This is a genomic window from Geothrix terrae (assembly GCF_022808775.1).
Classification (GTDB): domain Bacteria; phylum Acidobacteriota; class Holophagae; order Holophagales; family Holophagaceae; genus Geothrix; species Geothrix terrae.
Window position 1 is genome coordinate 315,013 of sequence record NZ_JAKZLA010000003.1, and the last position, 12,392, is coordinate 327,404.

Below are 12,392 nucleotides of genomic sequence, written 5' to 3' on the forward strand. Positions count from 1 at the left end.
GTGCACATGGACTTCGCCCGACCCTTCACCGGCCAGAGCTTCTTCCTGATCGCGGGGCCCTGCGTCATCGAAAGCCGGGAGCATGCCCACCTGATGGCCGCGAGCCTGCGGGACCTGGCGGAGGCCCGGGGCATTCCCTTCATCTACAAGTCCAGCTTCGACAAGGCCAACCGCACCAGCCGGGACAGCCACCGGGGTCCGGGCATGGAGGAGGGCCTGGACATCCTGGCCGAGGTCCGCAGCCGCTACGGCGTGCCCGTCCTCACCGACGTCCACGAGAGCAGCCAGTGCGCGCCCGCGGCCCAGGCCGTGGACGTGCTCCAGATCCCCGCCTTCCTCTGCCGCCAGACGGACCTGCTCCTGGCCGCCGCGGCCACGGGCCGCACGGTGAACCTGAAGAAGGGCCAGTTCCTCGCCCCCTGGGACCTGAAGCATGGCGTGGAGAAGCTCCAATCCGTACCCGGTCACGGCCCCGTGTGGGTGACCGAGCGCGGCTCCAGCTTCGGCTACGGCAACCTGGTGGTGGACTTCCAGAGCTTCCCGCACCTGCGCAAGACCGGCTGCCCCGTGATCTTCGACGCCACCCACAGCGTGCAGAAGCCCGGCGCCCTGGGCAAGGCCACCGGCGGCGCCCGGGAGATGATTCCGACCCTGGCCCGGGCCGCGGCCACGGCCGTGGATGGCTTCTTCTTCGAGGTGCACGACTGCCCGGAGAAGGCCTTCAGCGACGGCCCGAACGCCATGCGCCTGGAGCAGTTCGGCGCCCTGCTCGATGAGCTGCTGGTCCTGTGGAGGGCTGGCCGCGCCGCGGCGCAGCTCGATCCCGCCGGCAAGTGAGGGTCGCGATGCCGGAGGCGATCAAGGCCGGGCGTGCCCTGGAGCTGCGCCCCCTGTGCCTGCGCGATGCGCGCCCCCTGTTCGCCCTCGTGGACGCCAACCGGGACCGTCTGCGCCATTGGCTGCCCTGGCCCGACGACAACCGAAGCGTGCAGGATTCCCGCGCCTACATCCTGAGGGTGCGGGCCCAGGCGCGCGCGGGCATGGCCCTTCCCTTCGGCCTCTGGTGGAAGGGGGGCCTGGTGGGCGTGGCGGGCTTCGTGTGGCTCGATCCGGCCAACCGCAGCGGGGGCATCGGCTACTGGCTGGCCCGGGAGGCCGAGGGCCACGGCCTGATGACCGCCGCCGTGTCGGCCCTGGCCCGCCACGGCTTCTACACCCTCAAGCTCAACCGCGTGGAGATCCGGGCCGGCGTCCGCAACCGCCGCAGCCGCGCCATTCCCGAGCGCCTGGGCTTCCGCCACGAAGGCACCCTGCGCCAAGCCGAGCGCCTGGTGGGCCGCTACGTGGATCATGCGGTGTACGGAATGCTGGCGGAGGAATGGCGGACCCGCTAAGAGTGCCTAACAAAACCCCCAGGGGGCGCGCGAGGGCCGCCGCTCCTCGCCCGGAGGGAGAAAGCCAGGTGGGCGCCACGGCGTCAGGTCCCTTGAACGATGTCCCGCATCGCCCTGCGGGCCCTTCCTTCTCGGTATCGCCTTCGGCGATACGCGAGACAAACTGATATCTGCGGTGCATCCCACCTGGCCTTCTTGCGGCCCCGTCGGGGTCTTGTTAGGCACTCTAAACCGCCTGCGCGCCTGGCAGTAACCGGGGTATGCGCCGCTGGATCCCCCTCCTCGCTCTTTCCGCCCTCCCCCTGGGGGCCCAGACGGCCATGGTCTCGCTGATCCGCCAGCCGAAGGCCACCGCCGCCGAATTCACGGTACCCATCACGGAGATCCAGGTGCGGGACGGCGGGGATTTCGCGCACCTCCACCTGGGCGTCGGCCTCGGAGCCCGGCACTGGGACGATGGCGACACCAGCCTGCGGTTCGTCATGGACGCCAACGCCACCGCCAACGCGGTTTTCGTGGGGTTCGGCGCCATCGTGGAGGTCCCGCCCGGCGAGGGCGCCTTCCTCGGCCCCCGGCTCCGCGTGGGCTGGGCCTTCCATCCGGCCTGGGCCCTCAGCCTCGAAGGCGAGCATCTGGAGCGTCCCTTCACCGACGGGATCACGCCCCGCCGGCGGAGCGCCCTGGGACTGGCGCTGACCTGCCGCTTCTGAGAGCGGCGGCCTACTCCACGCCCGCCGCGTAGGTCAGGTTCAGCAGGGCCATGGCCCGTGTGACTTTGCCCACGCTGTTCTTGGTGGTGTCGGTGTAGAGGATGCCGCGGCGGTCCAGGGCCTCGTAGTCGAAGTTGCCGTCGCCGCTGAGGTCGAAGCAGAGGGCGCCGTCCTTGATCCAGTCCGTGCGGATCTGATAGCCGGGGGCCGGCACGGCGCTCACGATGACATCGGCCATGCGCACGAAGCCTTCCAGGTGCGTCGGGTTGGTGGCGGCATGGCAGAGGATGGGCGTGCCCTTGAGGTTGGCCACCATGGCGGTGAGGGGTCGGCCGATGCGCAGGCTGTCGTTGATGACGAGCACGGTCTTCCCGGCCATCCAGCCGTCGCCGAAGCCGCGCTTGAGGGTCTTCACGATGGCCCGGGCGGTGCAGGGCGTCATGCAGCGGTGCTGGGAGCCGTCATCCAGGCGCTTCCGGTACTTGGTGAGGAATCCGATGTTGATGGCGTGGAGGCCCTCGATGTCCTTGCCCGGATCCACCAGGTCCATCACCTCGTCATCCTTGATCTCGGGGTAGCGCAGGGGATAGAAGATGAACACGCCGTGGGTCTTCTCGTCCTGGTTCAGGCGGGCGATGAGCTTCACGAGCTGCATGCCGTTCTCCACGCGCAGGTCCGCCGCGTTGATGCCCAGGTCCTCGCAGTCCTTCATGAGCCAGCGCTGGTAGGTGACGCTGCCGGGGTCGCTGCTGCCGAGGATGACGCCCAGGCCCGGCGAGAAGCCCAGCTTCTTCACGTTCGAGCGCACCAGATCCAGGTAGTGCCGGGCGGTCTCCTGGCAGTCGAGCTTCCCCGTGAGCGTGGTGGGCATGCGGCACCTCACCTTCCAGTTTATCCATCCAGGGGCCCTCCGGAGGATCGGCCCTATCCTGGATCCATGCGAGCATTCCGACCCGTTCCCCGCGAGCTCCAGGCCCGGCTCCGGGCCGCCTACCCCGATGCCCGCTGCGCCCTCGACCACCGGGACCCCTTCCAGCTGGTGGTGGCCACCATCCTCAGCGCCCAGTGCACGGACGCCCGGGTGAACCTCACCACGCCGGCCCTCTTCGCCCGCTTCCCCGACGCGGCCAGCCTGGCGGCGGCCCGCACGGAGGAGCTGGAGGGCCTCATCAAGTCCACGGGCTTCTTCCGCAACAAGGCGAAGAACCTCATCGGACTCGGGCAGGCCCTGATGGCGAAGCACGGCGGCCGGGTGCCCTCGGATCCCACCGAACTGGGCGCCCTGCCCGGCGTCGGGCAGAAGACCGCCAACGTGGTGCTGGCCAATGCCTTCGGCGTGCCAGCCCTGGCCGTGGATACCCACATCTTCCGGGTGGCACGGCGCCTGGGCCTGTCGAAGGCCACGACCCCCGAGAAGGTGGAAGCGGACCTCTGCCGCCTCTTCCCCCGGGAGGACTGGATCGAGCTGCACCACCAGCTCATCTTCCACGGGCGCCGCACCTGCGATGCCCGCCGCCCCGCCTGCGCCGCCTGCCCCCTGCTGGACCTCTGCCCCACGGGCCTGGGGCAGATCAAGGATCCGCACCTGGGGGTGAAGCTGACCGCAGTTCCCAGGGGGGACACGCCTCGCCCTGCGGGGGCCCGGGGGAACCTCGCGAGCGAAGCAAGCAGGCGGTCTCCCCGGAGCGTGTCAGGACCGCAGCGCATCGTCAGCCTGGTGCCCTCCGTCACGGAGCTGTTGGTCCAGTGGGGCCTGGCGGCGCAGCTGGTGGGGCGCACGCGGTACTGCATCGAGCCGAGGTGGATCCGCAACACGGTGCCCGCCGTGGGCGGCACCAAGAACCCGGATCTGGACTGCATCCGGGACCTGGCCCCGGACCTGGTGATCCTTGAGCGGGACGAGAACCCGAAGGAGGTCGCCGAGGCCCTCACGGCCCTGGGCATCCCCTGGCTGGCCTTGGAGATCCGGACCGTGAAGGACTGCGTGCGCGCCCTGCGCCAGCTGGGAGAGCGGCTCGGCGCCGTCGAGGCCGCCGAGGCCCGCGCCTCAGCGCTGGAGACCACCCTGAAGGGGCGCCGCCGCAGGGGTCTCCGCACCCTCGCCCTCATCTGGAAGGACCCCTGGATGAGTGCCGGGCCCGACACCTACGTGGGCGATCTCCTCCGGTCGGGGGGTCTGGTGCCCCTCGGTCCGGACCGCTACCCCTCGCTGACCGACGACGATCTGGCGGCCCTCGCGCCCGAGCTGATCCTCCTCCCCACCGAGCCCTACCACTTCAACCGCCGCCATCAGGCGGAGCTGCAGAAGCGTTTCCCGGGCGCGGAGGTGCGCGTGGTGGATGGCCAGGCCCTCACCTGGTACCTCAGCCGGACGGAGCAGGGCCTCGACCTGGTGCAGAGCTTCCGATAGGGTGGTGGGCAATCCCCGCCGAGAGGTGTCCCGTGTCGCGTCCTCCGCTGAGCAGTCTTCTCCTGGCCCTCTCCTGCCTCTCCCTGGGCGCCCAGGGCGTGTTCAACAACGCCAACAGCCCTAGCGACCCCATCTGCCCGAGGGTCATGCAGGAGAAGACCGAGCTGAACTACAAGAGCCAGTACGGCCGCAACGGGGCGGACGCCTCCGCGGTCCGCTACTCCCAGCGGGGGGATCAGTTCTTCCCTCCGGCGGAACGGAAGGATGTCTCCGCCTTCGCCGCCTATGACGAGAAGAACAAGGGCATCTCCATCGCCAGCCTCAAGGGCAAGGTGGTGCTGGTGGGCCTCTGGAGCAAGAACTGCGACCCCTCCGCCAAGATGCTCCAGGAATTCGCCAGCCTTTATCCCAAGAAGGGCCAGTACGGCTTCGAGATCCTGGCGGTCAATTTCGATGAGAACCAGCAGGATAGCGGCATCGAGGGCGGCTGGCGGGCCATCCACAAGTTCATGAGCCGGAACCGCCAGTTCTTCGAGAGCAGCCACATGCCCGTCTTCACGCCGGGCCTCGGCAAAGAGGGCCCCTCCAACTTCATGGACACGGTCTACTCCGTGCCCGTGTTGTTCGTCGTGGACCGCCAGGGGAAGCTGGCCGAACTCCACATCGGCTACCAGGACGGCTTCGTGGGCCAGGCCGTGATGCGGGCCCTGCGGGAGCGGGTTGCTCCCCCAGCTCCAACTCCGGCCCCCGCCGTGCCGGCAGAGCCGGGTAAGCCCACTCAGCCGTGACATCGTGAATCGAGGTATCCTGTCCGGCGAGCCTGACCACCCGCCGGAGGATCCATGCCGCTGCCCCTGTTCTCCCTGATGATGGCGCTGCCCGCCCTCCAGGCACCCGCGCCCGTCCATGGAACCCAGGCCATCCTGGACGCCGCCAAGGCGAAAGCCAAGGCCGTGATGGAAGCGCGCGCCGCCTTCATGAAAGCCGGCGGCAACACCAAGGACTTCAAAGGCGACTGCGCCAAGGAGCTGGCGGACCTGGATGCGCGCCTGGCGGTCGAAAAAGCCCCGGAGCTGCGCCAGGCCATGCTGGTGAGCAAGCTGTTCCACCTCCAGCTGGCCAAGGCCGAGCCCACCTCGACCTTCCTGGCCCAGCTGAAGCAGGAGGTCCCGCCCACGGCCGCTGCCTGGAGCCTGGACCCGGGGCTGCTCACCGCCCGCGCCGAGGCCGATCCCAAGGGCTGGGACGCCTACGTGGCCGAGGCCCGGACGAAGCACGCCGACGCCGACCTCCGCCGCATCCTGCTCTTCGAGCACTTCTGGGAGCGCCTGGACGCCAAGGACGAAGCCGCCTGGAAGCCCGCCTTCGACGGCCTCCAGAGGGACTTCCCGGGCAGCCGCCAAGCCACGCTGGCCAAAGAGATCCTCGAAGCCGAGCTGAAGACCGGCCTCGGCCGGCCCGCCCCCGCCTTCAGCCTCAAGGCCCTGGGCGACCCGAAGACCACCTACACGCTGGCTACGTTCAAGGGCAAGTACCTGCTCATCGACTTCTGGGCCACCTGGTGCCCGCCCTGCCGCGCCGAGATGCCCTCCATGCACGCCGCCTGGGCCAGGTTCAAGACCAAGCCCTTCGAGATCCTCTCGCTCTCCTTCGACCGCCGCGTGGAGCACATCGCGCCCTTCCGGAAGCAGGCCGCCACACCCATGCCCTGGAAACACGCCTTCGTCGAGGGCGGGTTCCAGAACCCCGTGGCCGACGCCTACGGTGTGAAGGGCATCCCCAAGCCCCTGCTCATCGGACCCGATGGCAGGATCGTGGCCAGCGGCGCCCAGCTCCGCGGCGAGAACCTGGAGAAGACCCTGGAGACGTTCCTCGGGAAGTGAGGTCGGCTGGAGCCCCCATCTGAAGACTCCATATGGGGGTTTGCGGATTGACGATCCGGAGGTTATGTTCCCTGCATCTGGAGGTCCAGAGCCGGGGGATCCCATGGCCACGCCTTCGTCAGCCCGCGTCGCCGGTGTGGCGCGCGGGGCGTTCGTCCTGCTCCTGGCCCTGCCGCTCCGCGGGCAGGAGCCGGCCCTGAGGCCCGATTGGGAGGGGTCCGTCGGGCTCTCCCTCGTCTGGGCGGACTACAAGCCAGCCTTCCCCGTCGCCGGGGCGCCGGATTCCCGCACCACGGCCGGCTTCACGATCTACGGCGGCGGGCGCTGGCGCCGGACCTGGGGGTTCGAGGTGGACCAGACCTTGTACGGGGACTTCACGGTGATCGCGGGAGGAGTTCCCGAGGACCGGGACGTCTGCACCACCAGCCTCACAGGCATGGCCTGGCTCCCCCTCGGCGGCTCCGCGTCCGCCTATGCCCGCGCCGGCGTGGCCTACTGGACCGCCACCAAAGGCGAGGGCTACGTCTTCCTCGCGGATACGGACGAGACTGCCACCTCGGGCTTCACCCCCCACCTCGGCCTCGGGGTCGAGGTGCCGCTCGGAAAGCAGTGGCTCCTGCGCCTGGACGGGAGCCTGTTCCCCCGGGTGCTGTCCCATCGCCTCATCCGCGTGAGCGCGGGCGCGGCCTGGCGCTTCTAGACGAGGCCGGCTCCCGTCACTTCCCCTCCAGCCAGGCCTTCATGGCCTCGGGCTTCTGGAAGCCCAGGATGCGCCGCAGTTCTCTGCCGTCCGCGTCCAGCAGGAGCACGGTCGGATAGCTGCGGATCTGCAGCTTCGCGGCCAGGTCCTTGCGCTTGGCGTCGGTGTCGATGCGGATGGGCACGGCGTTCGCGGCGATCCACTGCTTCAGCGCGGCATCGGGCCAGGTCTTCTCGTCCAGCTCCTTGCACTGGGCGCACCAGTCGGCATAGATGTCCACCAGCACGACCTTGTGCTCGGCCTTGGCCTTGGCCAGCGCGCCTTCGAGATCCTGCTCCATCCAGCCGGCGTGCTCGTCCGTCGCGGCCGCCGCGCCGCCCTTGGGCAGCAGGTCCACCTTCAGGTAGGCCTCCACGGTCCGCACGCCCAGCAGCAGCGCCAGCGCCAGCATCAGCAAGGCGAGGCCCTTCCGCAGCTGACCCACCAGCCCCTCGGCCGCCTCGAAGGCACCGAAGACCGCCGCGCCTGCGAGCATCACCACGGTCCACATGGCGAAGTTGGCCCAGTCCGGCACCACGAGCCGCACGTTCCAGGCCGCGAAGCCCAGCACCACCAGGCCCATGCCCTGCTTGAACCGCGTGAGCCAGTCGCCGCTCTTGGGCAGCGCCGCCGAGAAGGTGCCCACCGCCAGGAACAGCACCCCCATGCCCAGGGCGAAGACGAAGAGCTGGAGGCCGCCCAGGAAGACGTCCCCCCGCTGGGCGATGCCCACCAGCACCGCGCCGATGACGGGCCCCACGCAGGGCGCCGACAGGGGCCCCAGCACCAGGCCCATGAGGAAGGCGCCGCCGAACCCTTTGCGGGAGCCATCACCCTGCAGCTTCAGGGCGAGCCCCTGGGGCAGGGCGATCTCGAAGGCCCCGAAGAGCGACAGCGCGAAGGCCGCGAAGAGCAGGGACACCGGGATCAGGAAGGCCGGCTTCTGCGCGAAGGCGCCGAAGGCCGCGCCGCTGCGGGCCGCCAGCACCCCCAGCGTCGTGTAGGTGACCGCCATGCCCAGCACCAGCATGGCCGACAGCGCGAAACCCCTGGTCTTGCCGCTGCCCTTGGCCCCCACGATGGCCATGGTGATGGGGATCATCGGGTACACGCAGGGCGTGAGCGAGGCCCCCATGCCCGCGAGGAAGACCACGAGCAACGACCAGATCAGGCCCGAGTGTTCGTCGGATGCGGGCGCAGGCGTGGCCGCCTGCGCCGTGGGGGAAGATGAAGCCGAAGGGACTGCCGGCTCTGCCGCTTTTCCCACCGGAGAAACCGCAGGTTTCTCCGCAGCAGCGGCCACGGGCGCGGCAGCCGGAATCTCAGCCGCCTTCACCTCCAGCGTCCGTGTCGTCGGCGGGAAGCAGACGCCGCCCTCGCCTTCGGTGCAGGGCTGGTAGGTGACCTCGAGCTTCACGGTGCCGCTGAGTCCCTCGCCACGCAGGGGGATGCGCACGGTGCCGTGCCACACGCCGTCGCCGATCTCGTCCTTGGCGTCCGTGGCGGGCAGGGGGCCCACCTTCAGCGTCCCGGCGCCGCCCTTCTTCGCCACCTCCATGAAGGAGGCCTTCAGGTGGGCGCCTGGCGGTACCGTGAGCACCACGGCCCCCTTCTGGAAGGCCAGGTTCACGCTCTTGATCGCGTCGAAGGAAGGATCGGCCTTCTGGGCCCAGGCGGTCGCCGCCAGCAGAACGGAGCAGAACAGGGACTTCAGGAACCGCATGGACACTCCTGGCGTGCCGTGGGGCACGCTCCATGATCCCCTGGGCAGACCGCCCTCCGCCAGCGGCCACTGCGCTGGCAGGGGCCTGGCGGTCAGGACAGGCCGCCTGCGGCCCGCTGGACGAAGTTCTGGAGGCCCATCTGCCCGATGAGGTCGAGCTGAGTCTCCAGCCAGTCCACGTGTTCCTCTTCGCTCTCCAGGATGTCCTGGGCGAGGTCGCGGCTCACGTAGTCCCGGATGCCTTCGGCATAGGCGATGGTCTCGCGCAGGTCCTTCATGGCGTCCATCTCCAGCGCCAGGTCGCCCTCCAGGACCTCCTTGGGATTCTGGCCGATGCGCAGCTTGTGCAGGTCCTGCATGGAGGGCAGGCCTTCGAGGAAGAGGATCCGCTCGATGAGCCGGTCCGCGTGCTTCATCTCGTCGATGGATTCCCGGTACTCGTGCTCCCCCAGCTCCTTCAGGCCCCAGTTGCGGCACATGCGGGCGTGGAGGAAATACTGGTTGATGGCCGTGAGTTCGTTGCGGAGGAGCCGGTTCAGGTGCTGGATGAGGGTCGCATCGCCTTGCATGGGGCCTCCCCTGGAAAGGCCCTCACCATAGCCACCTTTGCCGGTTCTTCACAAGGATTTCAGCCGGCCTTGGCGACCTCCGCCGGCGGGCCCCAGGCCGGGTCCGAAGTCGGTCCCCAGGTCGGGCGACAGCGGCCCCGACAGCCCCAGGGCGTGGCCCTGAGATCCCGAGCGGGATCCAGGGCGGGATCCAAGGCCACCCCCACCGGTTCCCCGGCCCGGATGGCCAGCACCGCCTCGGCCATGGCCCCCAGGCAGCGCCCGCAGTCCGGCTTGGCCTCCAGGGCCTCGAAGACCGCCTTCACCGATGCCGCGCCACGCTCCCGCACGGCCCAGACAACCTGGTCCTCCGTGATGGCGTTGCAGACGCAGAGATACATGCCCGACCTCAGGAATCAATTCTAGGCAAAAGAGAAAGAGTCTCAATATTGAATTGTGTGACCTCCGCCACAACCTCCGCCCACGTCGGCTCGATTAGGCTGGAACCATGACGCCGAGCCCCGCCTTCCCCTGGTCCGCCCCCCTGCTGGCGCGCCTGCGGGCCCACCTGGCCGCCGAGCCCTTCCCCCGGGATGCCGCCCATGACCTGGGCCACATCCTGCGGGTGGCGCGACTGGCGGGCGCCTTGGCCGTCGAGGAGGGGGCCGATGCCGAGGTCTGCCTGGCCGCGGCCCTGCTCCACGACCTGGTCTACCGCCCCAAGAACCACCCGGAGTCGCCCCTCACCGCCCGCCTGGCCGCGGACCTGGTGCCCCGGTGGTGCCAGGAGACGCCGGGGCTGGAGACGAAGGCGGAGGCCATCGCCGCCGCGGTGGCCACCCACAGCTGGAGCGGGGGCCAGGCGCCTGGCAGCCTGGAGGCCGCCGTGCTGCAGGACGCCGACCGCCTGGAGGCCCTGGGCGCCATCGGCATCGCCCGGGTCTTCGCCACGGGCGCCAGCTTCGGGGCCGGCCTCTGGCACCCGGAGGACCCCTGGGCCGAGGGCCGCGACCTGGATGACAAGGCCTGGAGCCTCGATCACTTCGAGCGCAAGCTCCTCAAGCTGGCCGCCGGCATGACCACCGCCGCGGGGCGCCGCCGCGCCGGGGCCCGCCAGGCGGTCATGACGGCCTACCTGGCCGCCCTCCGCGCGGAGCTCGGGCCGACAGCCGAGCCCTGACCGCCGTTCCTCATGTCCGCAGTCCCATGGCCGATAGCTATACTCAGCCATGCCCTTCACCCTCTCCCTCCGACGCCCCTTCGTGGCCGATCATTTCCACAACCTTCCTGGATTCCAGGAGGATCGGCATGGGCACAACTGGGAGGTCGAGGCCACCGTCGAACTGGCCTCCGAGGCCGATGAGACCGCCTTCGCCAAGGCCCTGGACGCCTGGCTGGAAGCGGTGGACTACCACCTGCTGAACACCCTTCCCCCGCTGGAGGGGAGGAACCCCACCGCGGAGGTCCTGGCCGAGTGGGCCTTCGAGCACCTGCGGGAGGCGGATCTGCAGCCGCGCAGCGTGAGGATCCGGGAAAAGGCCAACTACTGGGCGCTCTGCCGGGGAGACGCCACGTCATGAGACCCGCCCGCAGGCCAGGTCTGGGCCCAAGTCTGCGGATGGGCGCGCGCACGGGCCTGTTCCCGGGTCTGCTCCTGGGGATGTTCCTGGCCTTGGCGGGCTGCGGGCGCCAAGCGGCCCGGGAGGCGGCCTCGCGGCCCGCTCCCCCGCCCAGGCCCGCCACCTCGGCCCGGAAGGACTGGTCCTGGCGCCCGGTGGGGGGGCTGGCCATCCTGGAGGGCGAGCTGGCCACCCCCGCGGAGCTGGTGCTGGAGGGGCGGTCCATCCGGGAGGCCCGCTTCGCCGAGGCCGGTCCGGTGCGCTGGGAGCTGTTCCGGCCCCCCGTGGGCGAGACCGCCCTGCTGCGCACCGGCTCCGGCCAGATCCTGGCCCGCTTCGAGTTCGTGCTGCCTCCGCCGGCCAGGGTCGCGCCGCCCATGAAACCCGGCACCCGCGCCGCTTCCACGATCCCCCCCAAGGCGCGGCGGGCCGAACCGCCGGCCGGAGCCCGAGTGGCAGCCGCCGTCCCGCCGGCCCGGCCTCTGAAAGCCGTGCCTGGATCGCCCGCCCCGGCCCCGGACCGGGCCATCCCCCTTCCGAGCCCCGCTCCGCTCATCTTTCCCCGAGCCGCCGCGCCCGCGCCAGGCCCCGGCCCCTGGCCCGGCATGGGCGAGGCGCTCAACCTCACCCGCGGCCCCGGGGGACAGAAGCGGCTGCTGCTCAGCTTCGACGGCGGCTCCAACGCCGAGGTCGCCACTGAGATCCTCGACACCCTGAAAGCCCGGGGCGTGCACACCACCATCTTCCTCACAGGCGCCTTCATCCAGCACTTCCCGGCCCTGGTGAAGCGCATGGCGGCCGAAGGTCACGAGCTGGGCAACCACACCATGAACCATCCCCACTTCGCGCCGGGCATGAAGCGCGATCCCAAGTGGACCAAGGAGCGGGTGCAGCGGGAGCTCCTGGAAGCGGATGCGGCCCTGGTGCGCCTCCTCGGCCGCCCCATGGACCCCTACTGGCGGGCGCCCTACGGCGAGCAGACCGCCGAGATCCGCCGCTGGGCCGAGGAGCTGGGCTACCGCCACGTGGGCTGGAGCGAGGGCGCGGACACCCTGGACTGGGCCACGCCGAAGGAGCGCCGCCTGTACCGGAGCGGCGACGCCATCCTCCAGCGCCTCAGGCAGCGTCTGGACCGCGACGGCGACGGCCTCATCGTGCTCATGCACCTGGGGTCGGAGCGGGTCGAGAAGGACCGGCCCTCCGCGGGGCTGGGAGCCTTCATGGACCGCGCACAGCGGGAAGGCTGGGCCTTCGTGCCGGCCAGCGCCTTCCTGCATGATCTCGGCAAGCCCGTCTGGAACCCGCAGCTGCGCCTGGCCTTCCTGCAGCCTCCGGCCCCCGCGCCCCAGGCCCGCTGAGCGCCGCG

General features: G+C 70.3%; 14 protein-coding genes. 10 read left to right on the forward strand and 4 right to left on the reverse strand.

Going from position 1 to position 12,392, the window contains the following annotated elements:
• Positions 1–6: 6 nt before the first annotated feature.
• From kdsA to MLE42_RS07410, 3 genes are all read left to right on the forward strand, one after another.
• Positions 7–837: a 3-deoxy-8-phosphooctulonate synthase gene (gene kdsA / locus MLE42_RS07400; RefSeq protein WP_243287243.1), complete on the forward strand. Its 831-nt coding sequence runs from the start codon at positions 7–9 to the stop codon at positions 835–837.
• 8 nt (positions 838–845) lie between these two features.
• Entirely contained in the window at positions 846–1,394 is a 549-nt protein-coding gene (locus tag MLE42_RS07405) for a GNAT family N-acetyltransferase (RefSeq protein ID WP_243287244.1), read from the forward strand.
• Between the two features lie 260 nt (positions 1,395–1,654).
• Positions 1,655–2,104 (forward strand): hypothetical protein, encoded by a 450-nt coding sequence (locus tag MLE42_RS07410; protein ID WP_243287245.1) that lies wholly within the window; start codon positions 1,655–1,657, stop codon positions 2,102–2,104.
• Between the two features lie 10 nt (positions 2,105–2,114).
• Here MLE42_RS07410 and MLE42_RS07415 read toward each other — a convergent pair whose 3' ends face one another.
• The gene (locus MLE42_RS07415) at positions 2,115–2,975 is read right to left on the reverse strand and encodes a bifunctional 5,10-methylenetetrahydrofolate dehydrogenase/5,10-methenyltetrahydrofolate cyclohydrolase (RefSeq protein ID WP_243287246.1); all 861 of its coding nucleotides are present in this window, start codon (positions 2,973–2,975) and stop codon (positions 2,115–2,117) included.
• A 66-nt stretch (positions 2,976–3,041) separates the two neighbouring features.
• Between MLE42_RS07415 and nth the strand changes: the two genes are divergently transcribed.
• The 4 genes from nth (at position 3,042) to MLE42_RS07435 (ending at position 7,097) form a co-directional block, all read left to right on the forward strand.
• On the forward strand, positions 3,042–4,514 hold the full coding sequence (gene nth / locus MLE42_RS07420; protein WP_243287247.1) for an endonuclease III: 1,473 nt from the start codon (positions 3,042–3,044) through the stop codon (positions 4,512–4,514).
• Between the two features lie 32 nt (positions 4,515–4,546).
• Complete coding sequence (locus MLE42_RS07425) at positions 4,547–5,302, forward strand: TlpA disulfide reductase family protein (RefSeq protein WP_243287248.1); 756 nt, start codon at positions 4,547–4,549, stop codon at positions 5,300–5,302.
• Between the two features lie 54 nt (positions 5,303–5,356).
• Positions 5,357–6,397: a TlpA family protein disulfide reductase gene (locus tag MLE42_RS07430; protein WP_243287249.1), complete on the forward strand. Its 1,041-nt coding sequence runs from the start codon at positions 5,357–5,359 to the stop codon at positions 6,395–6,397.
• A gap of 103 nt (positions 6,398–6,500) precedes the next feature.
• Positions 6,501–7,097 (forward strand): outer membrane beta-barrel protein, encoded by a 597-nt coding sequence (locus MLE42_RS07435; protein WP_243287250.1) that lies wholly within the window; start codon positions 6,501–6,503, stop codon positions 7,095–7,097.
• A gap of 16 nt (positions 7,098–7,113) precedes the next feature.
• On the opposite strand, the gene MLE42_RS07440 is transcribed toward MLE42_RS07435, so the two are convergent.
• The 3 genes from MLE42_RS07440 to MLE42_RS07450 all read right to left on the reverse strand — a co-directional run bounded on the left by MLE42_RS07440 (position 7,114) and on the right by MLE42_RS07450 (position 9,808).
• Positions 7,114–8,859 (reverse strand): protein-disulfide reductase DsbD family protein, encoded by a 1,746-nt coding sequence (locus MLE42_RS07440; RefSeq protein ID WP_243287251.1) that lies wholly within the window; start codon positions 8,857–8,859, stop codon positions 7,114–7,116.
• Positions 8,860–8,951: 92 nt separating this feature from the next.
• A complete protein-coding gene (gene bfr, locus MLE42_RS07445; RefSeq protein WP_243287252.1) occupies positions 8,952–9,428 on the reverse strand; it encodes a bacterioferritin in 477 nt (158 codons plus the stop codon).
• Between the two features lie 59 nt (positions 9,429–9,487).
• Positions 9,488–9,808 carry a (2Fe-2S)-binding protein gene (locus tag MLE42_RS07450; RefSeq protein WP_243287253.1) on the reverse strand — a complete coding sequence of 107 codons (321 nt, stop codon included), beginning with the start codon at positions 9,806–9,808 and terminating at the stop codon, positions 9,488–9,490.
• Between the two features lie 107 nt (positions 9,809–9,915).
• On the opposite strand from MLE42_RS07450, the gene MLE42_RS07455 reads away from it, so the two are divergent.
• From MLE42_RS07455 to MLE42_RS07465, 3 genes are read left to right on the forward strand one after another with little or no spacing between them, the layout of a single operon-like run.
• Positions 9,916–10,587: an HD domain-containing protein gene (locus MLE42_RS07455; RefSeq protein ID WP_243287254.1), complete on the forward strand. Its 672-nt coding sequence runs from the start codon at positions 9,916–9,918 to the stop codon at positions 10,585–10,587.
• Between the two features lie 49 nt (positions 10,588–10,636).
• Positions 10,637–10,987: a 6-pyruvoyl trahydropterin synthase family protein gene (locus MLE42_RS07460; protein ID WP_243287255.1), complete on the forward strand. Its 351-nt coding sequence runs from the start codon at positions 10,637–10,639 to the stop codon at positions 10,985–10,987.
• On the forward strand, positions 10,984–12,384 hold the full coding sequence (locus MLE42_RS07465) for a polysaccharide deacetylase family protein (RefSeq protein WP_243287256.1): 1,401 nt from the start codon (positions 10,984–10,986) through the stop codon (positions 12,382–12,384). Before MLE42_RS07460 ends, MLE42_RS07465 begins: the two co-directional genes overlap by 4 nt.
• Positions 12,385–12,392 lie beyond the last annotated feature (8 nt).

Coding starts and splice junctions, on each gene's coding strand:
- kdsA (WP_243287243.1), top strand. CDS start 7: ATGGACTTCGCCCGACCCTTCACCGGCCAGAGCTTCTTCCTGATCGCG.
- MLE42_RS07405 (WP_243287244.1), top strand. CDS start 846: ATGCCGGAGGCGATCAAGGCCGGGCGTGCCCTGGAGCTGCGCCCCCTG.
- MLE42_RS07410 (WP_243287245.1), top strand. CDS start 1,655: ATGCGCCGCTGGATCCCCCTCCTCGCTCTTTCCGCCCTCCCCCTGGGG.
- MLE42_RS07415 (WP_243287246.1), bottom strand. CDS start 2,975: ATGCCCACCACGCTCACGGGGAAGCTCGACTGCCAGGAGACCGCCCGG.
- nth (WP_243287247.1), top strand. CDS start 3,042: ATGCGAGCATTCCGACCCGTTCCCCGCGAGCTCCAGGCCCGGCTCCGG.
- MLE42_RS07430 (WP_243287249.1), top strand. CDS start 5,357: ATGCCGCTGCCCCTGTTCTCCCTGATGATGGCGCTGCCCGCCCTCCAG.
- MLE42_RS07435 (WP_243287250.1), top strand. CDS start 6,501: ATGGCCACGCCTTCGTCAGCCCGCGTCGCCGGTGTGGCGCGCGGGGCG.
- MLE42_RS07440 (WP_243287251.1), bottom strand. CDS start 8,859: ATGCGGTTCCTGAAGTCCCTGTTCTGCTCCGTTCTGCTGGCGGCGACC.
- bfr (WP_243287252.1), bottom strand. CDS start 9,428: ATGCAAGGCGATGCGACCCTCATCCAGCACCTGAACCGGCTCCTCCGC.
- MLE42_RS07450 (WP_243287253.1), bottom strand. CDS start 9,808: ATGTATCTCTGCGTCTGCAACGCCATCACGGAGGACCAGGTTGTCTGG.
- MLE42_RS07455 (WP_243287254.1), top strand. CDS start 9,916: ATGACGCCGAGCCCCGCCTTCCCCTGGTCCGCCCCCCTGCTGGCGCGC.
- MLE42_RS07460 (WP_243287255.1), top strand. CDS start 10,637: ATGCCCTTCACCCTCTCCCTCCGACGCCCCTTCGTGGCCGATCATTTC.
- MLE42_RS07465 (WP_243287256.1), top strand. CDS start 10,984: ATGAGACCCGCCCGCAGGCCAGGTCTGGGCCCAAGTCTGCGGATGGGC.